This window comes from Streptomyces sp. NPDC002776 (genome assembly GCF_053592195.1).
Genome location: NZ_JBSFVG010000012.1, coordinates 71,630 through 95,697, shown reverse-complemented (window position 1 = coordinate 95,697; position 24,068 = coordinate 71,630). Strand labels below are relative to the sequence as shown.

The window sequence follows — 24,068 nt, the reverse complement described above, 5'->3', positions numbered from 1 at the left end:
CCCGAACCGGACCGGGTGGGTCAGCCGGCGTAGTAGTTGTTCGTCTTGAGGTTGTTGTCGATGTCCTTCGCGGCCTGGCCGAGCGCTTCCTCGGGGTCGGCGCCGGCCAGGATGTCCTTGGCCGCCTTCTCGAACTCGGTGGAGATGTAGGGGTAGGCCGGGGTCACCGGACGTACCACCGGGAACCTGCGGGCGAACTCGACGAGGTCGTTGAACTTGCCGCCGGGCTGGTAGCCGTCGATCTGCCGGGCCGCGGCCTCGGTGGCGGGGAGCGTGCCGGTGGCCTTGGCGTAGTCGACGAAGTACTTCGTCTGGCGGGAGAACTTCAGCCATGCCTGGGCGCCGTCCTTGTTGGAGCAGCTGGAGCTCATCGCCCACTGCCAGGACGCGCCACCGATCTTGGGACCGTTGCCGAAGTCGACCGGCGGGATGATCGCCAGGTCGTCGCCGAGCTTGTCGGCGTTCTTGGCCGCGTTCCAGCTGCCGTCCCACTGAATGGCGCTCTTGCCGGCCAGGAAGTCCTTGTTGGGATCGGCGCCGGACTTCTTGGCGATGTAGCCCTTGGAGACCAGCGAGTGGAACCACGTGGCCCACTCGACGGATGCGGGGCCGTCGAGGGTGCCGGAGGCGGTCTTGTATCCGTCGCGGTTGATCAGGTCGCCGCCGAAGCTCTGCAGCTGCGGGGAGTAGGCGTAGGACCACCACTCACCGCTGCCGCCGGTGCCCATCTCCAGTGGGTAGTCGAACTTCCCGCTCTTCTTCAGCTTGGCCAGGGCCGCGTCGAATTCGGTCTTCGTCCAGGGCTTGCCGAGGGTCGGGATGCGGATGCCGTGCTCGGTGAGCACCGACTTGCGGGCGAAGTGGGTCAGGGCGACGTCGTAGAAGCCGAAGGCGTAGAGCTTGTCCTGGTAGCGGCCCACCGTGCTGGCGAGCTGGTCGTCGAGGGGGACCTCGCTGCCCGAGACGTCGATGGGGGAGAGGTAGCCGCCCCAGGCCCAGTTCGCGACGTTGGGGCCGTCGACATCGAGCAGGCAGGGCAGCTTGCGGGCCGAGGCCGCGGCCACGACGGAGCTGTTGTAGTCGTTCTGCGGGAACGCCTGGAGCTTGACCTTGTACGTGGTCTGGGAGGCGTTGAAATCCTTGATGATCTTCTTGACGACGTCGAGTTCGGCCGAGTTGCCGGCGTTGTGCGTCCACAGGGTCAGGGTGTCGCCGCTGGCTCCGGACGTGGCGCCGCCGTCTCCGGAGGCGCATCCGGCGACCAGCGCGGTCGCCGCCGCTGCGGCTACACTCGCACCAGCGAGGCGCCTTGTTTTCCACACCACGGGGTTTCCTCCATCTCACTGAGGCGGGTCTTGCCGGACCCGCCGGTGCGACCGGTTGCGTCGGTCGCTGTCTTTCGGTGACCGTCCTGCCGTCCGGGTCTTCGCCCGGCGGCAGGACGACCGTCTTTTGGGGGCCGCCCGTCAGTCCACAGCGGGGGCGCCGATGGAATCGCGCTCCTGCAACGGCATGGCCACCTGGTGGACGGCTGCCTCCAGCGGCCCCTGACGCAGGATCAGCTCCACGGCCAGGCGGCCGAGCTGGTAGTGCGGCAGCTTCACGGTGGTGAGCGCCGGGCGCAGAGCCGCCGCGATGTCCTGGTCGTCGAAGGAGACCACCGACACGTCACCGGGCACGGACAGTCCCGCCTCGCCCAGCGCCTGATAGGCCCCGAAGGACACCCGATCGGTCAGGCACACCAGCGCCCGCGGGCGGTGGCCCGCCCTCAGCAGCGCGGTGACCTCCCGGTAGCCGTCCTGCGTGTTCCAGTCGCACTCGATGACACCGTCCAGGCGGGCCCCGCCCGCCCGCAGGACCTCTTCCAGTCCGCGCATGCGCTCGTTGCCGGCGATGTTTCCCTCGGGGGTGGCGGGCACGGCCAGGTGGCCGCCGATCGCCCAGATGCCGCGGGTGTGACCGGCCGCGAGCAGGGCGCGCGCCGCGTCCCGGCCGGCCTCCAGCTCGTCGGGCACCACCGAAGGCGCGTCGAAGCCGGGTGCCAGGCAGTTCAGCAGCACCATCCGCTGCCCGTGGAGTTCCTTGGGCGGGGTGATGTAGCGGGTGAACATGGTCGCGTAGATGACCGCGTCGACCTGGCGGTCGAGCAGCGCGTGCACCAGGGACGACTCGGCGGCGCGGTCGCCGCCGGCCTCCGTGATGAACAGCAGGTGGTCGCGTGCGCGGGCGGCCTCGAGCGCGCCGCGGATCACGTCACCCGCGAACGGGGTCGTGGTGATCATGTCGGACACGAACCCGATGGTCTGGGTCGACTTCGTGCGCAGGCTGCGCGCCGTGACGTTGGGGCGGTAGCCCAGTTCCTTGGCGACCTGGAGCACGCGTGCCCGGGATGCCTCCGAGATGCGCATGTCGGTGCGGCCGGAGAGCGCGAACGACGCGGTGGTCGGCGAGACGCCCGCCATACGGGCTACGTCGGCCATCGTTACGCGGCGTTCAGACATCAGCGGCTCCCGCTCCATCGTTAAATCGTATTAGCAAGGCTGTGACGAGAGTGAATCGCTGGTGGCTCGATGTCAACACTCGGGACATCTCGAACCGGCAACGGCGAGGCTTTGCACCTTTCATCCGATTCTTGATGACGCGCAGGTAAATCGCCGTGCATTAGCTCTTGCTTTAGCGGCGACGGCGGGCGAACGATGCCGAGCCACGTAGTTAAACCGATTTGGCACGGCGATGCCCTGCCGCACTGTTCCAGGAGTCAGCCATGAGGAGAAGAACGGCCCTCAGCGTCGTGTCCGCCGCCGTGGGCGGCGCGCTCGTCCCGTTCTCGTTCGCTTCCGCTCCCGCCGCCGCACGCACCCGGGCCCGGCCCGCATCTCCCACCGCCCGCTGGGACTTCGACGAGCGCACCGGAGCCGTCACACTCGAGGCCGTCTCCGGCGCCACCGACCCGGTCGGCTACGTCTTCAACGACGCCCGTCACAAGCCCGACAGTGACCCCGTGCGGCGCCGTGGGGTTCGCGGCCGGGCCCTGTACTTCGACGGCTACTCGACCCTCGTCACCGCCGACGGCCCCGGCGACCTCGACGCCTCGACCGGCATCACCCTCGACGTGTGGATCGCGCCCTACGCCTACGAGCACGGCATCGACGGCAAGCCCCAGGCGCTGGTCAACCAGCACAACCCCGACACCGGACGCGGATTCCTGCTCGGCCTGCGCCGCTTCGGACAGATCGTCTTCCAGCTCGGCTTCGAAGACAGCCTGATCGAGGTCAAGGGCGCCCCGGACCAGCCCGCGGCCAAGAACCGCTGGACGCATGTGGCGGCCACCTACGACCCCGCCGCCCAGCAGCTGCGCCTGTACCGCGACGGCCGGCCGATCGGCACCGCCGACACCCCGGGCAAGGCCCCCGTCCTCGCCCCGGACGAACCGCTGCTGATCGGCCGCCACAACCGCTCCACGCTGCTCAACGGCGAATTCCACGCCAACATGTACATGGGCCTGATGGACAGCCTCGTCATCCGCCCCGGCGCCCTGGACGAACCGACCGCCCGGCAGGAGCACACCGACCAGCTCGCCGCCCTCCCCGGCGGACGCATACCCAGGCCGGACCTCAGCCCGCACCGCAGCCGCTTCGACGGGGACCGGCACCGCCCCCAGTTCCACATGCTGCCGCCCTGGCACTGGATGAACGAGCCGCACGCGCCCGTCTACTTCAAGGGCAAATACCACATCTTCTACCAGCACAACCCGCTCGGCCCGTTCTGGGGCCAGATCCACTGGGGGCATGCGGTCAGCACCGACATGGTGCACTGGCGCGACCTTCCCCCCGCCCTCGCTCCCGCCGCCGGCTCGGTCGGGCCGGACGGCTGCTGGTCGGGCTCGGCCTTCGTCGACGGCGACCGCGGACCGGTCCTGTTCTTCACCGGCGGCGACGACCGGCTGCCCTACCGCCAGCGGACCGGGCTCGCCGTGTCGACCTACCCGACCGACAAGGACACCGACCTGCCCACCTGGACCATGAAGTCCGAGCCGGTCACCGAGGCGCCGGCCGGTCTGCCCGCCGGTCCCGGCACCGCGTGGGCGGAGAACTTCCGCGACCCGTTCGTCTGGGAGGAGGACGGCGTCTGGTACCAGCTCGTCGGCAGCGGCATCGTCGATTACGACGGCACGCGGGTGGCCCGCAAGCACGGGGGCACCGCCCTCGTCTACACCGCCCGCCGGCCCGAGGGCCCCTGGACCTACCGCGGCCCCCTGCACTCCAACGACCTCGCCACCCGGCCGGAGCCCGGCGAGGTGTGGGAGCTGCCCGTCCTGCTTCCCCTGCCCGGACCCGGCGGCAGGCGCACCGGCAAGCACATCCTGCTGATCTGTCCCTGGTGGGAGGGGTTCAACCCGAACGCCGTCAAGCACACCTACTACTGGATCGGCACCTTCGACAAGCGGGCGTGCCGTTTCCTGCCCGACCACGACGAACCCCGTGAGTTCGACTTCGGCGAACACTTCACCGGCCCGTCCGGCTTCGTCACCCCCGACGGCCGTTCCGTCGTCTTCAGCATCACCCAGGACCGGCGCAGCGAACAGCAGCACGCCCAGTCCGGCTGGGCCCACAACGCCGGAATGCCCGTCAGCCTCTCGCTGCGCCGCGACGGCCGCCTCGGCGTCGAGCCGATCGCCGAGGCCGCCGGACTGCGCGGCAAGCAACTCGCCCGCATCCGCCGGACCTCCCTCAAGGAGGCGAACCGCCGACTCGCCGGAGTCCGCGGCGACCTCCTCGACCTCCACGCCGTCATCGAACCGCGCGGCGCGCGATCGATCAGCCTGGCAGTGCGGGCCTGCCCAGACGGCACCGAGGAGACCCTGCTGACCTACGACACCGCCAAGCGCCGCTTCTCCATCGACCGCGACCGCTCCAGCCTCGATCCGGACGTACGCAAGGGCGTCCACGGCGGCACAGTCGAGCTGGACGACGGCCGCCTGCACCTGCGCGTCCTGCTCGACCGTTCGATGCTGGAGGCGTACGTCAACGGAGCCAACAGCATCACCAGCCGTGTCTACCCCACCAGGGAAGACGCCACCGGCCTGCGCCTGACCGCGGAAGAGGGCTCCCCGAGCGTGCTGGTGCTGGACGTCTGGCGGATGAACGGCGCCTACGACACCCCCGTCGCGCCGGCCGTCTACGATCCGCCCCGCCCCACGGACGTCGACGCCCTGCCCAACCACGACTTCGCCACCGGCGACCTCACCGGATGGACCGTCGTCGAGGGCACCACCTTCAGCGACGCCAACGTCACCACCCGCACCGACTGGGGCTGGGGCGGCCCCTTCTACCAGGCCGACACCCAGGACGACGCAGCCGGCCACCACCTGTGGGGCTTCAACCCGGACGCGGGGGGCGACGACGCCACCGGGGTGCTGCGCTCCGCCACGGTCGTCCTCGGCGGAGACGGCGTGGTCGACCTCCTCGTCTCCGGCGGCAACGACCCTGACCGGCTCTACGCCGCCGTGGTCCGCGCCGACGACGGCAAGATCCTGGCCAAGGCGACCGGCCGCGGCGGCGAGCAGTACCGCCGCGTCGTGTTCGACCTCGCCGCCCACCTCGGTGAGCGGATCTACGTCGAGGTCGTCGACCGGGCGACGGGCGGCTGGGGCCACATCAACGTGGACGACGTGAACGTCCCCGTCCGCCGCAAGTAAGCCTCGGCCGCTACGGCGGCCAACTGCCCTTAGGCGCCCGGTCGACCAGGCTGGCTCCCCACCAGACGGTCCGGCACTCGCTGCCCCTCACCTGACCGCGACCGCCGCCCTTCACGGCGACCGCTCTCCCCAGCCCTGCACCACACCCCACAACCGGAGGTACGCATGCGCCCACGCTCACCGGTGAGAGCCACGACCAGGCCCTCACCCATCCTCCTGAGGCTGCTCCTGGCATTCGCGATGTGTCTCGGACTGGCCTCGCCCCTGATGGCATCACCCGCCGGAGCAAGCGGGACCGCCCTGTCGAACCCCGATTTCGAGTCCGGCAATCTGAGCGATTGGACGACGACCGGGACGGCGTTCACGGGAGCGGTGACCGACAAGCCGGGTTGGGGTTGGGGTTGTTGCTTCAATCAGCAGGGCACCTACCACCTGTGGGGCTTCGCCGCGGGCGGGGATGCTGCCACGGGAACGGCGACGTCTGAGCCGTTCACCTTGACCGGCACGGGCATGGTCAGCGCCCTGGTCTCCGGCGGCCGTAACGACAGCGACCTCTATGTCGCGCTCACCACCCTCGACGGGACGGTGCTGAAGAAGGCCACCGGAACGGACGACGAGACCTACCACCGCGTCACCTGGGACGCACGCGCACACCTCGGCGAACAGCTGCGCGTCATGGTCGTCGACAAGGCCACCGGCGGCTGGGGCCACATCAACCTCGACGACGTCCGCGTCGGAACCGACAAGGCGCCCGATCCCTCACCGACGGGGCTCGCCGCCCACTGGGACTTCTCCGAGGGCAAGGGCACCACGACCAGGGAGAAGACCAGCGAGGCCGCCGACCCCATCAGCTACGTTTTCAACGACGCCCAGTACAAGCAGGACAGCGATCCGCTGTGGCGCCCTCGGCGCGAAGGCGACGGCGTACTGTCCGGCGCGCTGCTCTTCGACGGCTACTCCACCTGGGTCACCCGCGCCGCGCAGACGCAACTGCCCACGGACGGCCTGAGCGTCGAGGCGTGGGTCGCGCCGCGCGCGTTCGAGTGGGGTGACGACGGCAAGCCCTCGGCGGTCGTCAACCAGCAGGACAAGGGGGCCAAGCGGGGCTTCTCCCTCGGCGTCGGCCGGCACGGCAGGTGGCAGTTCGGCGTCGGAACCGGCGACGCGTGGTACGAGGTGACCGTCCCCAAGCCGGCCGCGCTGGCGGCGGGCAAGTGGGCCCACCTGTCGGCCGTGTTCGCGCCGGGTGACGGCGCGATCCGGCTTTTCCTCAACGGCGAGCAGGTCGCCCAGACCGCCGTCCCCACCAGCGCACGGCTGGCCAAGGCCGACGTGCCCCTGATCATCGGCCGGCACAACCAACCCGCCATCATCAACGGCACGTTCGCGGTGAACATGTTCAACGGACTGATCGACGAGGTGAAGATCCACACCGGAGCGCTCACCCCCGCATCGGTGGCCGCCGGACACGCCAAGGACGTACAGACCTTCGCCGGAGGCGTCACACCCACGGCCCGCATGACGATGGACCGCTCGCGCTACGACGGCGACCGCTACCGTCCGGGCTACCACTTCACCGCACCCAACCACTGGATGAACGAGCCCCACGCCCCCATCCAGTACAAGGGCAAGTACCACCTCTTCTACCAGCACAACTCCCACGGCCCCTACTGGCACAACATCGCCTGGGGACACGCGGTGAGCGAGGACCTGGTCAACTGGCGCGACCTGCCCGTCGCACTCGCGCCGACCGAGGACAGCGTGGCCCCTGACGGAGTCTGGTCGGGCGACGCGGCCTACGACGAGAACGGCGTACCCGTCCTGCTGTTCACCGCCGGCAACGACTCCCAGCGCCCCAACCAGGCGACCGGACTGGCCCGCCCCGTCGACCCCGGCGACAGCGACCTGGTCGAGTGGAAGATGCACCCCACCCTCGTCACCAGCCAGAGGGCCGACCTCGATGTCGGCGCCGGGCGCAAGGTCCGCTTCGGAGACTTCCGCGACCCGTTCGTGTGGCAGGAGGGGGACACCTGGTTCCAGCTGATGGGCTCCGGCGTGCAGAGCACCGACGGCAAGGACATCGGCGGCACGGCCCTGCTGTACACCTCCAAGAACCTCACCGACTGGACGTACTCCGGGCCGCTGATGGTCGGTGACGTGGCGGCCCACCCCAAGACCGGCCAGGTCTGGGAACTCCCCACGTTCCTGCCCATCGGCAAGGACACCCAGGGCCGCGAACGCCGGGCTCTGCTCATCAACCCGGCCTTCCCGGCCGGCCCGGGTGAGTACAGCAGCAAGTACGTCTACTACTGGGTCGGCACCTGGGACGCGCAGGCCCGCCGCTGGACGCCGGACACCACGGAGCCGAAACTGATGGACTACGGCGACCACTTCACCGGCCCCAGCGGAATGGTCGACGACAAGGAACGCTCACTGGTCTTCAGCATCGCACAGGACCGCCGCACCGAGCGCGCCCACTACGACGCAGGCTGGGCCCACAACGCCGGTCTGCCCATCGAGCTGTCCATGCGGCCCGACGGCGACCTCGGATTCCGTCCCGTCGAAGAGGTCTCACGCCTCCACGACGGCGAACCCCTCCTCAACATCACCACACCCACATCCATCGCCGCCGCGAACGACCGCCTGGCGACCATCAAGGGCGACATGCTCCACATCAAGCTGACCCTCGAACGCGGCACCGCCGGCACCTTCGGCCTCGATGTCCTGCGCAGCCCGGGAGACGAAGAACGCACCCGCCTCTTCTACGACGCAGCCGCCGCCCAACTGGGAGTCGACCGCACCAAATCCGGCAGCAACTCCAGCGCCGAACCCAACCTCGGCATCCACAAGGGCCCGTTGACACTCTCCAACGGCACCCTCAGCCTGGACGTCTTCGTCGACCGCTCGGTGATCGAGGCCTACGCCAACTCCCACAAGTCGATCACCACCCGCGCCTACCCGTTCCGCCAGGACTCCCTCGGCCTGCGCCTCTTCGGAGACGGCAGCACCGTCAAGTCCATGACCGTCTGGAAGATGAACAGCATGACCAGCTGACCCAGCAACACCCACAGCGGAGATCGCGTTCATGGACGCCCCTGCGGCAGAAGAGCAGGGGCGTCCGTTTGTTATACGTCGTCGTACGCGATGGGCGGACCCAGGCGGATGATCGTCGAGCAGTCCAACTGCTGGCGGTAGTGCTCGCCGTCCTGGTCGTACCAGTAGCGGCAGTCCTTCAGCGCCTCGTCGACCGGGCCGGTGACTTTGATGCGGGCGATGTAGTAGTGGTCGGCTCCGGACTTCGCCTTCACTTTGACGTGCCCGAACTCGGCGCGCGTGATACGCACATCCTCATCGGAGACGTTCCAGGTCAGAGGAAGCGCCGCCCAGTACTCGTCGCCGATCTGCGCATGCTCGTAGCCGATGTCCCCCGCGGATTGCATACCGCCGTTGAGCGCGGTCCCCCTGCCCGGACTGCCGGGCGGGCCGTCCACAAGCCACACCAACAGAGTGGCTGCGCAAACGGCGGCCATGACGGCGAAGTGTTGTCTATGAGGAGTAGAAGACCCCAGGATTGTTACAGACGGGTCCATTTTCCCCAGCTCAGGTGCTTGAACAGTCTCTTACGTCCAGCAGCCCTTGGCCGCTGGTGAGCCGCGTTGCCGAACTTGCGGCTCTGCTCCTTCGCTAGCGGTGGCACCGCCCGCCCGGGCGGCGGTGATCAGCTTCCGGGAGCGCGGCAGGCCACCGCCGGACGGGGACGCGCGGGACGCCGGAAATCGGCCAGGTACGACTCGGGTGTGGGATGTGGTTTTGGGGGTAGGCGAGGTTTCTTAGCCGTATTGCTCAGGACGAGGGTGGCGGTGTGGCCCAGTGATGCCCGAAAACGAAGATCTGCCACTGGCCGACCGCCCAATCCTTGCGACGGTGACCTTCGCCGGCCATGAGCCGGTGGCCGAGGCGCGCGACGCTGCCCGCGCCTTCCTGAGCGATGTGCAAGCCGTGCACGGCATCCCGGTGTCGGATCGTGCGATGGGCATGGTGCAGCTGGTCGTCAGCGAACTGGTGACCAACGCGCAGAAGTACGCGCCGGGCCCCTGCCTGCTGGATCTGGAGGTCATCGACGGGGCTGTGGAGGTCAGCGTGTGGGACACCGATCCGACGCTTCCGGTGGCCCAGAGTCCTGATCCGGGCCGGGTCGGGCAGCATGGCCTGGAGATCGTGATCGGCGTGTGCCACAGCTTCGAGATGCGCCGGGAGCCGGTCGGCAAGCGCATCACGGCCGGCATCGTGCTGGCCGACGATCCCGGCGGGGATCCGGCGGGCCGTCTGATGTGACGGATGACCCGTGCGGAGTTGATTGGCGCCGGACTGGGGGAGCGTAACGGGAGGGCGCTTGGTGGCCGCGGCGATTTTGCACCGCAGCTCAGAAATGGGTGGCGATCCCGAAAGCTCGGCGGAGTTGCGCCATGTCCTGCCGATCGCGGTCCGTGGGCTCGTAGCCCTGATGAAAGTAGACCTGCTGCTCGGCGGACAGGCAGGGGACAGCCGTCCCCTCCACAGTGCCCGTCACGAAACACGCAGAGGAATAGATGAAGGGACGCTCCGGTTCGGTTGACGCCTGTACCGCCGAGCGGTCTTCTCCGAAGACGAGAGGATGGAGGTCGATCTCTCGGCCAGCCGGAGCCGTGACGACGAAGCGCACGGGCCTCCAGTCCAGGCTCTCCACGAAACCCGCCTCTGAGAGAGCTGCCACTACAGCGGCTTCCTGGTCTTGCCGATGCATCAGGTCCAAGTCGCGGTGTTCTCGGGTCTGTTCGCCGAGCAGAGCGTCGATGCCCCATCCACCACCGATCCAGACATCTACCTCTGCCCGTCGCAGCAGAGTCAGGACAGACAACACGTCCTCAGCCGTCATCACGCGAAGCAGGCTAGAAGCGATGACCTCGGACAGCGAATGAATATCTTCAACAACCCATCACAGCAGTCTTACGTGGGGCCGAGTACACGGTGCAGTCCCGTCTCGATGTCCGCGGCGCTGATCGAGCCGTAGCCGAAGACGAGCCCCGGGCGCGCGGAGCGGTTTGCCGCGACCTCCGCCAGGGTGTGGACCGCCACGCCGGATGCCCGGGCCTGACGGGCCAGGTCCGTCAGGGCGCCGGGGTCGGCGAGGTGCCCTCGGGTGTAGGTGGTGACGTGCAGACCCGCCGTGGACGGCACCAGCTCGGTCAGGTCCGCGAAGTGGTCGGTCAGCGTGTGGGTGACGGCCTGGTGCCGGGTCGCGTACGTGTGCTGCATCCGGCGGATGTGCCGGGCGAGCAGCCCGTCATCGACGAAGCGGGCGAGCGCCGCCTGGATGGGGACCGAAGTGTGCCAGTCGGCGGCGTACTTGGCGGTGCGCAGCGCTGTACGCAGCGGCGCGGACGCCACCAGGAAGCCGACGCGCAGCGAGGGCATCATCACCTTGGAGAACGACCCTACATAGATCACGTGTCCGTCCCGGTCCAGGCTCTGCAAGGTCTCGACCGGCCGCCCGCCGAACCGGAATTCGCTGTCGTAGTCGTCCTCGATCACTGCCGCGCCGTGCCGCCGCGCCCACTGCAGCAGCGCGGTTCTGCGCCGCAGCGACATAGGCATGCCGAGCGGGAACTGGTGGGCGGGAGTGACGTACACGGCGCGGGTGTCCGGCGGGATGGCTTCGACCCGCAGGCCCTCGGAGTCCACCGGTATGCCCGTGACCTCGGCGCCCTGTGCCAGGAAGGGCAGCCGGGCCGGTGGGTAGCCGGGCTCTTCTACGGCCACCCGGTCGCCCGGTTCGAGCAGCACCCGCCCGATGAGATCCAGGGCTTGCTGCGTGCCGGTGGTCACCAGCACGTCGTCCGGGCCGGTCCGAACGCCACGGGAGAGCCCGACGTGCCGGGCGAGCGCGGCCCGCAGCCCCGCGTGGCCGGCCGGATCGCCGTATCCGACCGCCCCGGCCCCCGAAAGGCGCAGTTCCCGCGCGATCAGGGGACGCCACACCTCGTACGGGAAGAGGCGGGCATCCGGCAGACCGACCCGGAAGTCGTGGGTCGCCGCGGTCGGTCCGGTCGTCTCCGGCGTTGTCCATGGGGTCAAGTCCGCCCACAGGGCGCGGGGGCGCAGTCCCGAGGCGGCAGTTTCGTTGGCGGTCGCGGCGCCTTGCGTCGGCAGGCCCGTCGTACGCACAAAGGTCCCGGAGCCGACCTGGCTGCCCGCGTAACCCTCGGCGACGAGTCGCTCGTATGCGACGCCGACCGTGTTGCGGGCCACCGCGAGGCGGCGGGCCAACTCCCGGGTCGGGGGCAGGGGATCGCCGGGCCTGAGCAGTCCGTCGTGGATCGCGGCACGCAGTTGGCGGTAGATCTGGCCGGACAGATCGCGTTGCCCGTCCAGCCTGACGTGCACATCCATCGCGACCTGTTCTTGGTTGGCAACCCGGGAATTGGCTCAATCACTTGGCAGCATATTGGCTCTGGAGCTGAGCCATTGCGAAATCTAGGCTCCGGCCATGGACATACGACTACTGGATCGCCAGGCGCTGTTGCTCACCGGGGAGTTGGTCTCCCAGGTGAAGGCCGATCACTTGAGGTTGGCGACTCCGTGCGCGGACTGGACCCTTTGCGGCCTTGTTCGTCATCTGGTCAGTCAGAACGAGGGGTTCGCCGCCTCGGCCCGGGGCGCGGGTGAGACGTGGGCCGTATGGTGCGACGGCGACCTCGGCGATGACCCGGCCGGAGCGTATGAGGCGTCGATGGACGAGGTCAGCGCAGCGTTCGCCGAAGACGACGCACTGGAGCGGCCGTTCGCGCTGCCGGAGATCGGCGAGGGTTTCACTGTTCCCGGACGGACAGCGATCGGCTTCCACCTGCTCGACTGCGTAGTTCATGCCTGGGACGTCGCGGTGACGATCGGCGCCCCGTGGGAGCCCTCCGCCGAACTCACCACCGCCGCACTGCGCGTCGCCGCCTTGGTCCCGGACGAAGGCCGCGGGGCCGGTGCAGCGTTCCGCCGACGGATCGCCGTCGCCGACGACGCCTCGCAGGGTGATCGGTTGCTCGCCCTGGTCGGCCGCGACCCGTCGTGGACGCCGGTGCCGTGCTGAGCAGCCGCTGGATCCAGGGTCCCGCCGGGGACTGTCTTGCCAACCACTCCGCAGCGCATACGGCAGGCAGCGACAGTCCCGGTCGCCGGAGCGGCCCGCTGATCGTCAGCGTCACCGACTTCACCAGCGACGCGTACCGGGACCTGCCCGGCATCATGCGTCGCGGCTTCGCGCTGCGGCGGCGCTGGCCGCATCTCGACGGAGCCGTCGGCATGTGGTTATGGGCCGCGCCCTTGACCCGGCGCTGCGGATCGGTCTCGGTGTGGACCGGACGGCGGGCCATAGCGGAGTTCGTTCGGCTGCCGGAGCATGTCGCGATCATGGACGCATACCGGGAGCGCGGGACGATCCGGTCGGTGATCTGGGAGTACGAGAGCTCCGACGTGCCGCGGATACGGCGGGACGCGGAGGCATGGCTGATGTCCGCCGACCGGTGCCGTGCCGCACGGGAGGTGCCACGGCAGGCCGGCTGACATCGGCCGCACCGATTCCATCAGCTCCGTGAGCCCGCTCTCCGCGATCAACCCACCCCTCTACGGAGGAAGACTCCCACGAGCCTTACGCCACTGCGGCCAGACGGTCGAGGCGCTCGCGGTGCACCTGGGTCATCTCGAGACGCTCCGCAGCAAGATTCTCCTCCAGGTGCTCGATCCGAGCGGTGCCAGGGATCGGAAGGATCACGGGGGAGTGGCCGAGGAGCCAGGCGAGCGCGACCTGCGTAGGGGTGCCGTCGAGTTCGGCGGCCACGGAGGCGACCTCGGCCTGCGCTCCTGAATTGCCCCAGGCGACGGGCCGCCACGGCAGGAACGCGATGCCTTCCGCTTCGCAGGCCGCGAGCACGGGCTCGTGCTCGCGGTCGAGCAGGTTGTACCGGTTCTGCACGCTCGCGATGTCGACGATGGCCCGTGCCTGGTCGAGTTCGTCGACCGTGACCTCGGAGAGCCCGATCCGGCCGATCTTGCCCTCAGCCTGCAAGTCCCGCAGCGTGCCGACCTGGTCGGCGAGCGGCGTGTCGGGGTCGATGCGGTGCAGCTGAAGAAGCTCGATCCGCTCGACCCGCAGTCGGCGGAGTGCCTGCTCGACCTGTTCCCGCAGCACGGCGGGCCGCCCGTCGAGCTTCCACTCACCTGAGGAGCCTGGAAAAGCAACGCCGACCTTGGTGGTGATCAGCAACCCGTCCGGGTAGGGGTGGAGGGCCTCGGCCAGGAGCTCCTCATTGGCTCCTCTTCCGTACATGTACGCGGTGTCGATCAGCGTGACACCCAGTTCGACGGCCCGCCGCGCGACCGCGAGAGAGGCCTCGCGCTCCGGGCCCGGGGAGGTCGGCAAGTGCATGGCCCCGAACCCCAGCCGCCGTACTTTCAGATCCCCGCCGATACAAAACGCTGTCGATGTCACGTGTTGACTTCCCCCTCGCTCAAGGGCCAACGCTAACAGTGCAGTTGAGTCCCAGCAGCAGATATCCGCGTGGTCTTTCACACCTGGGAGGCGTCCGGTTCGAAACAGGTCGTGGCCAGGACACACGGCCCCGGCAGGCAGATCCACTTCCAGGGGCAACTCCGTCCCCGGATCGACGCGAAAACAGGTCAGTCGGCCCACAGGTTGGTGCTGTGGGCCGCGGTGAGAGCCCTGATGTGGGTGAGTACGTCACCCATCGGCTGCGGGTCGAGTCGGCGTCCGTCACGCAAGCGCAGTGCGACGTGATCGTCAGCGGCCTCTTTGGCGCCGATGACGGCTTGGTAGGGAACCAGGCGGGCCTCTCGGATACGGGCGCCCAGGCTGCCGCGGTCCGGTTCTGCGATTTGGGCACGCAGTCCGAGACGAGTGCAGCGCTCAGCGAGGGACGCGGCGTTCGGCAGTTCGGTGTCGGAGAGCGGAAGGATGACCAGCTGAGTAGGAGCGAGCCAGGCGGGGAAGGCACCCCCGTGCTGTTCGATGAGATGGGCGACGGCGCGTTCCACGCTGCCGATGATGCTGCGATGCACCATGACCGGACGGTGTTTCGCGCCGTCCGCGCCGATGTAGTGCAGGCCGAACTGTTCGGGCTGGTGAAAGTCGACCTGGACGGTGGACAGGGTGGACTCCCGGCCGGCGCCGTCGGTGACCTGGACGTCGATCTTGGGGCCGTAGAACGCGGCTTCTCCCTCTGCTGCCTCGTAGGGCAGGCCGGAGCGGTCGAGGACGTCGGTCAGCAGGACAGTGGACCGCTGCCACTTCTCGGGTGCGGCAACATATTTGCCACCGGGGCCCGGGAGGGAGAGCCGGTATCGGGTCGGGGTGATGCCGAGCGCCGCGTACGCCTCGCCGATCATCTCCAGCGCGGCCTGTGCCTCCTCGGCGACCTGGTCCAGGGTGCAGAAGATGTGTGCGTCATTGAGCTGGATGGCCCGTACCCGAGTCAGCCCGCCGAGCACGCCCGAGAGTTCGGAGCGGTACATGCCGCCCAGTTCGGCCATGCGCAGCGGCAGTTCGCGGTAGCTGTGGGCGCGGGAGCGGTAGATCACGGCGTGATGAGGGCACAGGCTCGGCCGTAGGACGACCTGCTCCCCACCGAGGTTCATCGGCGGGAACATGTCGTCGCTGTAGTGCGCCCAGTGCCCCGAGATCTCGTACAACTCCCGCTTGCCGAGCACCGGCGAGTACACATGCTGGTAGCCCGCCCGCCGCTCGGCGCCACGGATGTACTCCTCCAGGGTGTGCCGCACGGCCGCGCCGTCGGGCAGCCAGTACGGCAGGCCCGCGCCGATCAGCGGATCGGTGTCGAACAGGCCCAGTGCACGGCCCAGTTTGCGGTGGTCGTGTACGACGGTCATTGCGGTCTCCTTGCTGGTTGCGGAGCAAGTGACCGGGCCTACGGCGAAGCCCCGGGGCACTCGCCCCGGGGCTTCGCATCAGGTCATCTGTCAGCGCGCCGGGACACTCTCCGGCGTCGTCGTCATGGCAGCGCGCTTCAGGGCGCAGCTGCCGGGCAGACCAAGGACCTGGAAGGCATCGTGGACACCTACGTAACCGAACCGTCTACACATACGGCCGAATGCCCACCGTGACATCCATGTCGAAGGCATTCGCCCCCGCCGCGGACGGCAGGCCCAGCGCCCGGTCGATCGCGCGGCTCAAGGGGCCGCAGCCACTGGTGCCCGGGGCGGCGAACTCCACGTCCTGGGCGCCGAAGGCGACGACCAAGGGGTCCTTGGATATCACCCGGGTGGGATCAGTGTCCTTGAGTACCAGGTGGACCGCGTCCTCATCGCTGCCCACCGAGCAGCCCGACGTCGGTAGGGCATGCGGCCCGCGCGCCGGGCCTATGGCGAACTTGATGTCGAACTCGCCGCGCCGGGTGTCGTCGGACAGGAAGTCCGAATAGCCGCCGTACTGCGGAGTCAGGGCCAACGAGGTGCGCCCCACCCGGACTGGCGCGGCGGTCATGGTTCCGAAGACCTGACGGAATTCACCGTCCAACCGGCCTTCCGCAAAGGTGATCTTCATAGGTTCGGTGAGCGGCTCGTCGACGGCGCCCATGCGCAGATGTCCCGTGGCGTGCATGACCTCGCAGCGCCAGGTCCCGGGGTCCGCACCCGCGGGCAGCTCATCGACGGTCGGGCAGGCGGAGAAGTCGAACTCTGGTGCCGCCGCCCCTTCAGCTCCGTGCGTGGGTGCGGCGCCCAGGGTCAGGCCGGCAAGAAGTGCCGCAGCAGCACCTGTGAAGTGACGGACTGTGCGTTTCCAGCTCACTCGGTTCGGCGTCATACGCCACAGCCTTGCAGAGATTTCTCTGCAGAGGAAGGTCTGCAGAGAAAACGCTGCGATCGGGTAGACTGTCCGTCATGACGGAGGAGCCAGCAGCGCAGGCCGCAGAACGGCGTACGGTCGACAGTCCCGAGGTCCTCAAGGCGCTCGCGCACCCGCTGCGCCTGCGCATCCTGCGTCACCTCGGCGCGACGGGCCCTGCCACCTCGACCACGCTGGCCGCCGCCCTCGGCGAGAACACCGGGACGCTCAGCTACCACCTGCGCATGCTGGAGCGTAGCGGCCTCATCGAAGACATCCCCGAGCGCTCCACCGGGCGGGAGCGCTGGTGGCGTGGGGTACGCGGCCTCGACATCCGCAGACCGCCGCAGAATGAGCTGACGGAGGCCGAGCGTGCAATGTCGGTCGAGCTGGACCGTATGAGGATGGAGGAGGACGTCGAGCTCGCCCGGCAGTTCACTGCCGGACAGGCGGAGTCCGACGGCTGGATGCGCGGTTCACGCAGCCTCATCCACCTCACCAAGGGTGAGCTGGACGCGTTCCACGACGACTACCTCGCCCTGCTCGCGCGCTACGCCCGCGGCCCCGAGGACGCCCCCGACGACGCACGGCCCGTACTCCTGCGCTGGTTCGGCCTGCCCGCTGACTGACCGGCAGCCGACCGACGAACCGCCTGAACGACCGCATTGGCTTCCCCGTCGACCGGTCCGGTGCGGCGTGGACAAACGTTCGCCGAACAGCACGGCATCCGCCCGCTCGGTTGACCCACGAGGGGGAACCCGGCGGTTCGCGGGTGTGAGCGGTGGCTGGAAAGCGCCCCTCGTGAACAGACTGAGAACCATGTCTGTGCTCGACGCCTGAAACGGGGTACCCCAGCGGCGCGAGTCCCCCTCGTCATCAGGAGGCACCCCCCATGACGTTCAATCCCCTGGAACAGCGGGGCATCCCGCTGGACCGCCAGCTCCGGAGCTGGCGCGAGCTGAACGTGGACCCGATCGACCCGGACCACTGTGACCCCTACACCCGCTGCCGGATCATCGCGATGAACGGGATCGAGGTGGAGGCGATCCTCTTCAGCCACCAGCTCGCCCGCAACACCGTCGATCCCGAGGTAAAGCGTCAGCTGGCGCGCGTGCGCTACATCGAGGCGCAGCAGCAGAAGGTCGTGAACTGGCTGCTCCCGGGCGTCTCCTCAGTGCTGGAGACGACCATCGCCTACGAGCAGGTCGCGGTGGACCTGACGGCGTGGGTGGCCCGGATGGAGCCGGACCCGTATCTGAAGCAGGCGTACCAGTTCGGCGTCCTGGAGGACTTCGACCACCTGTACCGGTACGCGAACCTGTACGAGATGATCGAGCACCGCAAGGCCGAGTCGATCGTCGACAACCTGACCGAGATCATGCCCGGCCGGCCCACCCGCTTCCACCACCGCGACCCGGTCGACAACGTCCGCGACCCGTACGCCAAGGACGAGACGAACCCGCTGTCGAAGCTGCACGCGCTGACGATCATGTCGGCCGAGCAGCAGACCATGAACTTCTACATGAACACCGGTCCCACCTACATGGAGCCGATCGCCCGTCAGCTCTACCAGGAGATCGGCCTGATCGAGGAGGAGCACGTCACCCACTACGAGTCCCTGGTGGACCCGGGTGAGACGTGGTGGGAGCAGCTCGTCAACCACGAGTACAACGAGTGCTACCTGTACTACTCCTTCATGGAGCAGGAGACCGACCCCAAGGTCAAGGCGATCTGGGAGCTGCACCTGAACATGGAGCTGGAGCACCTGCACGCCGCCTGCGACCTGATGCGCCGCCACGACGGCCGCGACCCCGCCTCCGTGCTCGCCCCCGAGCTGCCCAACGTACTGACGTTCGAGCCGAACAAGGCCTACGTGCGTGAGCTGCTCGACACGCAGATGGACCTGACCACGCTCGGCGCCGGTTACGTCCGTGAGGCGCACGAGCGGTTCGAGAAGATGCAGGAGCAGATCCACGGCGGCGAGGCACCGCCGAGCGACCGGGTCATGACCGAGCACGACGAGATGTTCGGCCGCGAGTACCGCGTCCAGACCGAGGGCGAGCACCCCGACCCCGCGCAGCGCGAGAAGTAGGGAAGGGCTGACATGACCGAGCTGCACACCCCGCACGCCGGGGACGACCAAGCCAAGGACGACGACGTGGTGGCGCTGCTGATGCGCCAGCACGGTGACATCCGCAATCTCTTCGACGAGGTCGAGGCGGCCACGGGTGAGGAGCGCCGCGACGCCTTCCGCCGCCTGGTGCGCCTGCTGGCCGTGCACGAGACCGCCGAGGAAGAGGTCGTCCACCCCTTCGCCCGGAAGAACCTTCCCGGCGGCGAGCAGGTGGTGAAGGACCGTCTCGCCGAGGAGAGGGCGGCCAAGGAGACGCTGGCCGCCCTCGACGAGCTGGACACGAACGATCCGAAGTTCATGCCCCAGCTGCTGAAGCTGCGCAAGGACGTCCAGGAACACGCCCGGGCGGAGGAACGCTACGAGTTCACCCACATCCGCCGCAGCACCGACGCCGGCAGTCTCGCCGTGATGGCCAAGGCCCTCAAGGCCGCCGAGGCGATGGCACCCACCCGGCCCCACCCGGGTGTCGAGTCGGGGGCGAAGAACATGGCCCTGGGCCCCGTCGCGGCCCTCATGGACCGCACCAAGGACGCCGTGCGCCAGGCCATGGGCAAGTAGGTCCCAAGCAGCCGTGACCGGGGCCGGGCTCATGACCCGGCCCCGGTCCGGCAGTCCGCGGACGGCACCGAGGAGAGCACGCATGAGGATCGACGAGTCACTGGTCAGGGAGCTTCTGAACGCTCCGTCGGACGACGCCGTTCTGGTGCTCCTGGAGGGCCGTGCTCAGGTGGTCGAACAGGCTGCCCTCGGCAGCGAGCAGTACCACGGGGCGGCCGTGCTGATCTCCCGCGGGGAGCTGGTGGAGCGGATGGGCACACCGTCACCCGCCCAGGAGGACGTCACACGTCTGTCGGCCTCTTTGCAGGATGCCGTGGACAAACTGGGCGCCTGACGCCACCCCGTGCCAGCACGGTACGCGGGCCCCTTTGCAGCTGTCACGAGATCTCATCCGGCTCAGGACGGTCAGGACGCGCAGCGGGCAGAGGCAGCCCCGCGTCTGCCTTTGTCCCGCACCAGTAGGTGACCGCACGCCGCGCGCCGCCGAAGCGGTGAGGCAAGCCACGGCAAACGTTATAGCGAGTTGCAATGGGGAACCCAAGCCCTCAACCACCGAAGGCGACCGTCCGCCGACGCGGAAGTCGGGGACGGCTGACACCCCTAGGGAGTGAAAATCTGATGACCAAGGCGCGGGACATCATGACGGGTGAGGCCGAGTGCATCGGGGCCGAGGAGACGGTGCTGGACGCGGCCCGCAAGATGAAGGATCTCGGCGTCGGTGCCCTGCCGATCTGCGGCACGGACAACAAGCTCAAAGGCGTCCTGACCGACCGGGACATCGTCGTGAAGGTCCTCGGCGCGGGCAAGGACCCGGCGACCTGCCAGGCCGGTGAGCTGGCCCAGGGCGAGGCCGTGACCATCGGCGCCGACGACGACGTGGAGGAGATCCTGCGCACCATGACGGAACACAAGGTGCGCCGGCTGCCGGTGATCGACGGGCACGACCTGGTCGGCATGGTCGCCCAGGCCGACGTGGCCCGCTCCCTGCCCGACCCCAAGGTCGGTGACCTGCTTCAGGCCCTGTCCACCGACTGAGCCGAACGCGGTTGCCCGGGCCCCCTGGCCGCTGGTGTGGATGGCACCGGATTGGCGGCCGGGGCCCGGGGGCACCCGGGTCGATGTATGACGCATGTGAGAGACGGTGACGAGGGAGGCTCCCGATGCTCTTGGCGCACTCCGTCGTGCTGACGAACCTCGACGAGCAGGACGAGACACTGCACGCCCCACCCACGGAGCGCCTCGGCGTACCGCAGGCGTCGCCGACGCGTGGTGCATGCCGACCGGCCCCCGGGGCCCTTCCCCACGACGACTCTCACCTGATTGCCCCGGCAACGGTCCACCAGCACCATGACCAAAACCACTGACCTGCCGACGTTCCGCAGCCTCGATGAGCTCACCCGGCTCATCACCCGCCGCCGCGGCCTCTATGTGCGCTGGTCCCACGGCCCGGCGACCGACCTGCCGAACCCGAGCAGCACGGACGAACTGACCGGGATCAAACTCCCAGGGCTGTCCGCCAACCCGCTCGACCTCGAGGACTGGTGGGGCAAGCGGCCCGTACGGATCTGGGTCGCCCGCCGACTCTACGACTACTGCCACCTGCCGCACCTCAAGGACGCCCGCACCCGGCCCTGGGTCCTGCACGGCTGTGAGACGGGACGCGGACCTGACAACGAACCGCTGGTGACGGACATCGAGCCCCTCGGCTGGATCGCCGACGAGGCGATCACGGACGCGTGCCGCATCATCACCGAGCAACCTGGGCGCTGGGGCACACTCGGCCGAGTCGAACCTGCCGAGGAACCCCCGTCATCCCTGCAGCCGTCGGCACCGGCGAGGCGGCACGACCGCCAGTAGCCGCCCGGGCGGCGCTATGGCCTGGGGGCCTGGTGGCGAGGCAGGGGGCCCACATCCGTCTGCCGACCGGTGCGCATCGCCGCGTGGCGCTGCCCCGGGCCGGGACCTGAGCGAGCAGGCCAAGGCATCGGCGACGACACCGGTCGCGAAGGCATACACCGTCTTGTGCAGCAGGTCGACGACGAGTTCGCCGCGCGGCCAGGTCTGAGGCGGGGCGCCGACCCCGGTGGCGTTCTCCAGGATCTGGTCGCTGGTGAGCCGGACGACGGCGAACTTCCCCGAGGACCAGGGACCGCGCAGCCCCACCTGGGACATCACCGACCGCAGCACGCCGAAGAGGACACCCTGCCCCACGTGCATCGCCAGGTTCACCGGCACGGGCTGGCGGCCGGGATGCTCCGGCATGCCCGTCAGGCGTTGCAGGGTCCGGGCGGGGACGTGGGAGTCACGGCGACCCGTCAGCCGCTGCTCCGCCTTCTCGCCAAGCGTCATCACCAGCACACCGGCCGTGCCGGCCACCAATCCCTGCCATAGCGCGCGCTTCATCATGCTGCGCCGAGTACCCGAGGCTGCGCGATCCCACGTGCCCGCCGGCACCTCGCCACCGTCCCCCGTTTCGTTCGTGGGGCCACGGAAACCCGGCGCGGGACGGGGGCCGCCGGAGACCGAAGCGGAGGGTATTCGATGAAGAAGCTGTGGTGGGCGGTTCCGGTCGCGGCCGCCGGGGCGGCGGCCGTACGGCGGTCCCGGCCCTCGCACCGGACCGACGAGCGGGCGCACGATCGCTGGCTCACCGTGACCATCAACCGAACGCCCGCCGACGTGGGATCCGAAGGAAAGCCGCCGGCACCCCTGGACGAGCTGGCGGAGCGGATCGACGTACAGATACGGCCGGCACCCGGGGACCGCGGCACGGAACTGGCCGCACGGTTCAAGGAGCCCGTCCCCGCCATGTCGACCTCCGCGCCCGCGCGGCTGGCCGGACAGGACCCGCGGCAGGAATTGCGGCGCGCATTGCGTGACGCCAAGGCCCTGCTGGAGGCGGGTGAGGTGCTGCGGCCGGACACGCCGCCGACGACCCGCCCCACGCCGGGCGGCAAGCTGGTCGAGGTGTTCACCCGTCGTTCCGGTGGGGAGGGAGTGCTGTGAAGGCGCTGTGCTGGGAAGGCGTGAACAAGCTGTCCGTCGAGCAGGTCCCCGATCCGGAGCTGCGCAACGACCAGGACGTCATCGTGCGGCTGATCGCGGGCACCACCTGCGGCTCCGACCTGCACCTCATCGGCGGCTACATCCCCGCGATGCGCGCCGGTGACGTGATCGGACACGAATTCATCGGCGAGGTAGTGGAGACCGGACCCGCCGTACGCAAGCACAAGGTCGGCGACCGGGTCGTGGTCTGCTCCTTCGTCGGCTGCGGGCGCTGCTGGTACTGCGCCAACGATCTGTGGTCCCTGTGCGACAACACCAACACCAACCCCGGTATCGGCCAGGCCCTCTTCGGCTACGAGACCGCCGGCATCTTCGGCTATTCGCACGCCATGGGCGGACTGCGCGGCAGCCACGCCGAGTACGTCCGCGTCCCGTTCGCCGACTACGGCGCCTTCAAGGTCCCCGAGGGCATCGACGACACCAGCGCCCTCTTCGTCTCCGACTCCGTACCCACCGGATGGATGAGCGCGGACCTGGCCGGGGTGAAACCCGGCGACGTCGTCGCCGTCTGGGGCTGCGGAGCGGTGGGGCAGATGGCCGCCCGGGCGGCCATCCTCAAGGGCGCCGAACGGGTCATCTCCATCGACCGCATCCCTGAGCGGCTGGCCATGACCGAACGGTACGTCGGTGCGGAGACCATCGACTACACCACCACCGACGTCGCCGTGGAACTGCGCGAACGCACCGGCGGGCGCGGCCCCGACGTGTGCATCGAGGCCGTCGGCATGGAGGCCCACAGCGACGGCCCGATGCACCTGTACGACCAGGCCAAGCAGCAACTCCGCCTGCAGACCGACCGGCCGACCGCCGTACGCCAGGCCATCCACGCCTGCCGCAAGGGCGGCACCGTCTTCATCCTGGGCGTCTTCGCGGGCGCCGTCGACAAGTTCCCGCTCGGCGCCGTGATCAACAAGGGGCTCACCGTGCGCGGGGCGCAGATGCACGGCCAGCGCTACATTCCCATGCTGCTCGACCGGCTCGCCGCGGGTGAGATCGATACGGCGCACCTGGCGACCCACACCCTCTCGCTCGAGCAGGCGCCTATGGCGTACGACATGTTCAAGCACAAGTCGGACGGCTGCGTACGCGTCGTCATCCGCCCCGACCACCAAGACGCCGCCTGATCTTTGGGAGGGCCGCTCACCGGGCCACCGGAGCCTGGCCCGAAATCTCCGAGGCCAGGCTCAGGTGCCGTCGGCGGTGACGAGGGCGGGGTCGCACGTCCGCAGCGCCGTGACGTAATTGCCGCTCGGCCCGTAGCCGGAGAAGGTCGCCCAGCCGCCGGGCTCGATGACGCGGCAGGGGGCCCACTGGCCGTTCGTGTACTCGACCGTGACGGAGACGGTGTCGCCGCAGCCGTTATGGACGTCGGTGTAGCGCCAGCTCTGGAAGTGCTCCACGCACTCCGGAGCCGGCGATCCAGTGGCCGCCGCAGCGGACGGAGCGGCGGTGAGGTGCATCAAGAGGCCCGCCGCGGTCATGGTGGCGAGAGCGACGGGACGCGATATGCGTGTCGTGTGATGTGCCATGTTCCGAAGTCTCAGGACGCACGGATACTCATGCAAGTTTCTGCAAGGCTTTTCAGCCATGATCTCATCGCGCACATCAAAAGGCAGGCCAGCTACCTTTTTGAGGATTGAAATATGTTGCACTCCTCGCACATGCCGCACTGAAGGCAGGTCTGTTCGGGCGGGCTGTCCACGGCGAGGGATGCGTGGGGGAGT

23 protein-coding genes are annotated in these 24,068 nt (G+C 68.9%); 13 read left to right on the top strand and 10 right to left on the bottom strand.

The features are described 5' to 3' along the window. Positions 1-20: 20 nt before the first annotated feature. The gene (locus ACWD11_RS23925; protein ID WP_451285365.1) at positions 21-1,325 is read right to left on the bottom strand and encodes an ABC transporter substrate-binding protein; all 1,305 of its coding nucleotides are present in this window, start codon (positions 1,323-1,325) and stop codon (positions 21-23) included. 141 nt (positions 1,326-1,466) lie between these two features. Continuing rightward, entirely contained in the window at positions 1,467-2,501 is a 1,035-nt protein-coding gene (locus tag ACWD11_RS23920; RefSeq protein ID WP_451285363.1) for a LacI family DNA-binding transcriptional regulator, read from the bottom strand. A 263-nt stretch (positions 2,502-2,764) separates the two neighbouring features. Here ACWD11_RS23920 and ACWD11_RS23915 point away from each other — a divergent pair, with 263 nt between their 5' ends. Further along, positions 2,765-5,698 carry a GH32 C-terminal domain-containing protein gene (locus ACWD11_RS23915; protein ID WP_451285361.1) on the top strand — a complete coding sequence of 978 codons (2,934 nt, stop codon included), beginning with the start codon at positions 2,765-2,767 and terminating at the stop codon, positions 5,696-5,698. Between the two features lie 372 nt (positions 5,699-6,070). After that, positions 6,071-8,752 carry a GH32 C-terminal domain-containing protein gene (locus ACWD11_RS23910; protein ID WP_451285359.1) on the top strand — a complete coding sequence of 894 codons (2,682 nt, stop codon included), beginning with the start codon at positions 6,071-6,073 and terminating at the stop codon, positions 8,750-8,752. Between the two features lie 71 nt (positions 8,753-8,823). On the opposite strand, the gene ACWD11_RS23905 is transcribed toward ACWD11_RS23910, so the two are convergent. Next, a complete protein-coding gene (locus tag ACWD11_RS23905) occupies positions 8,824-9,138 on the bottom strand; it encodes a hypothetical protein (protein ID WP_451285357.1) in 315 nt (104 codons plus the stop codon). 433 nt (positions 9,139-9,571) lie between these two features. Here ACWD11_RS23905 and ACWD11_RS23900 point away from each other — a divergent pair, with 433 nt between their 5' ends. Continuing rightward, positions 9,572-10,033, top strand: a complete 462-nt coding sequence (locus tag ACWD11_RS23900; protein ID WP_451285355.1) for an ATP-binding protein — start codon at positions 9,572-9,574, stop codon at positions 10,031-10,033. An 88-nt stretch (positions 10,034-10,121) separates the two neighbouring features. Here ACWD11_RS23900 and ACWD11_RS23895 read toward each other — a convergent pair whose 3' ends face one another. Both ACWD11_RS23895 and pdxR read right to left on the bottom strand, forming a co-directional pair. Further along, entirely contained in the window at positions 10,122-10,613 is a 492-nt protein-coding gene (locus ACWD11_RS23895) for a nucleotidyltransferase domain-containing protein (protein ID WP_451285529.1), read from the bottom strand. Positions 10,614-10,684: 71 nt separating this feature from the next. Next, positions 10,685-12,127: a MocR-like pyridoxine biosynthesis transcription factor PdxR gene (pdxR, locus tag ACWD11_RS23890; protein ID WP_451285353.1), complete on the bottom strand. Its 1,443-nt coding sequence runs from the start codon at positions 12,125-12,127 to the stop codon at positions 10,685-10,687. Positions 12,128-12,224: 97 nt separating this feature from the next. On the opposite strand from pdxR, the gene ACWD11_RS23885 reads away from it, so the two are divergent. Then, a complete protein-coding gene (locus ACWD11_RS23885) occupies positions 12,225-12,818 on the top strand; it encodes a TIGR03086 family metal-binding protein (RefSeq protein ID WP_451285351.1) in 594 nt (197 codons plus the stop codon). Beyond that, positions 12,812-13,291: a hypothetical protein gene (locus ACWD11_RS23880; protein WP_451285349.1), complete on the top strand. Its 480-nt coding sequence runs from the start codon at positions 12,812-12,814 to the stop codon at positions 13,289-13,291. The genes ACWD11_RS23885 and ACWD11_RS23880 overlap by 7 nt, the downstream gene beginning before the upstream one ends. Before the next feature lie 85 nt (positions 13,292-13,376). Here the strand turns inward: ACWD11_RS23880 and ACWD11_RS23875 are convergent, their stop codons facing one another. From ACWD11_RS23875 to ACWD11_RS23865, 3 genes are all read right to left on the bottom strand, one after another. Further along, on the bottom strand, positions 13,377-14,216 hold the full coding sequence (locus ACWD11_RS23875; protein WP_451285347.1) for an aldo/keto reductase: 840 nt from the start codon (positions 14,214-14,216) through the stop codon (positions 13,377-13,379). 188 nt (positions 14,217-14,404) lie between these two features. Beyond that, positions 14,405-15,631 carry a threonine--tRNA ligase gene (thrS, locus tag ACWD11_RS23870; RefSeq protein ID WP_451285345.1) on the bottom strand — a complete coding sequence of 409 codons (1,227 nt, stop codon included), beginning with the start codon at positions 15,629-15,631 and terminating at the stop codon, positions 14,405-14,407. Between the two features lie 205 nt (positions 15,632-15,836). Next, the gene (locus ACWD11_RS23865) at positions 15,837-16,565 is read right to left on the bottom strand and encodes a hypothetical protein (RefSeq protein ID WP_451285343.1); all 729 of its coding nucleotides are present in this window, start codon (positions 16,563-16,565) and stop codon (positions 15,837-15,839) included. 77 nt (positions 16,566-16,642) lie between these two features. Here ACWD11_RS23865 and ACWD11_RS23860 point away from each other — a divergent pair, with 77 nt between their 5' ends. From ACWD11_RS23860 to ACWD11_RS23835, 6 genes are all read left to right on the top strand, one after another. Beyond that, positions 16,643-17,215: an ArsR/SmtB family transcription factor gene (locus tag ACWD11_RS23860; RefSeq protein ID WP_389420393.1), complete on the top strand. Its 573-nt coding sequence runs from the start codon at positions 16,643-16,645 to the stop codon at positions 17,213-17,215. Between the two features lie 263 nt (positions 17,216-17,478). Next, positions 17,479-18,678 (top strand): hypothetical protein, encoded by a 1,200-nt coding sequence (locus ACWD11_RS23855; protein WP_389420394.1) that lies wholly within the window; start codon positions 17,479-17,481, stop codon positions 18,676-18,678. Positions 18,679-18,690: 12 nt separating this feature from the next. Further along, positions 18,691-19,278, top strand: coding sequence for a hemerythrin domain-containing protein (locus tag ACWD11_RS23850; RefSeq protein WP_389420395.1), 588 nt, complete (start codon positions 18,691-18,693; stop codon positions 19,276-19,278). An 82-nt stretch (positions 19,279-19,360) separates the two neighbouring features. After that, on the top strand, positions 19,361-19,612 hold the full coding sequence (locus tag ACWD11_RS23845) for a hypothetical protein (RefSeq protein WP_389420396.1): 252 nt from the start codon (positions 19,361-19,363) through the stop codon (positions 19,610-19,612). A 284-nt stretch (positions 19,613-19,896) separates the two neighbouring features. Next, the gene (locus ACWD11_RS23840; protein ID WP_451285340.1) at positions 19,897-20,313 is read left to right on the top strand and encodes a CBS domain-containing protein; all 417 of its coding nucleotides are present in this window, start codon (positions 19,897-19,899) and stop codon (positions 20,311-20,313) included. Positions 20,314-20,625: 312 nt separating this feature from the next. Continuing rightward, a complete protein-coding gene (locus ACWD11_RS23835; protein ID WP_389420398.1) occupies positions 20,626-21,135 on the top strand; it encodes a DUF6098 family protein in 510 nt (169 codons plus the stop codon). Here the strand turns inward: ACWD11_RS23835 and ACWD11_RS23830 are convergent. Then, the gene (locus ACWD11_RS23830) at positions 21,088-21,684 is read right to left on the bottom strand and encodes a hypothetical protein (RefSeq protein WP_451285338.1); all 597 of its coding nucleotides are present in this window, start codon (positions 21,682-21,684) and stop codon (positions 21,088-21,090) included. The two genes, ACWD11_RS23835 and ACWD11_RS23830, sit on opposite strands and share 48 nt — an antisense overlap. A 135-nt stretch (positions 21,685-21,819) precedes the next feature. Between ACWD11_RS23830 and ACWD11_RS23825 the strand changes: the two genes are divergently transcribed. Both ACWD11_RS23825 and ACWD11_RS23820 read left to right on the top strand, forming a co-directional pair. Then, entirely contained in the window at positions 21,820-22,284 is a 465-nt protein-coding gene (locus ACWD11_RS23825) for a hypothetical protein (protein ID WP_451285336.1), read from the top strand. Next, on the top strand, positions 22,281-23,468 hold the full coding sequence (locus tag ACWD11_RS23820) for a zinc-dependent alcohol dehydrogenase (protein WP_451285335.1): 1,188 nt from the start codon (positions 22,281-22,283) through the stop codon (positions 23,466-23,468). Before ACWD11_RS23825 ends, ACWD11_RS23820 begins: the two co-directional genes overlap by 4 nt. Before the next feature lie 60 nt (positions 23,469-23,528). Here the strand turns inward: ACWD11_RS23820 and ACWD11_RS23815 are convergent, their stop codons facing one another. Further along, the gene (locus ACWD11_RS23815) at positions 23,529-23,873 is read right to left on the bottom strand and encodes an alpha-amylase (RefSeq protein ID WP_451285333.1); all 345 of its coding nucleotides are present in this window, start codon (positions 23,871-23,873) and stop codon (positions 23,529-23,531) included. Positions 23,874-24,068: the final 195 nt, after the last annotated feature.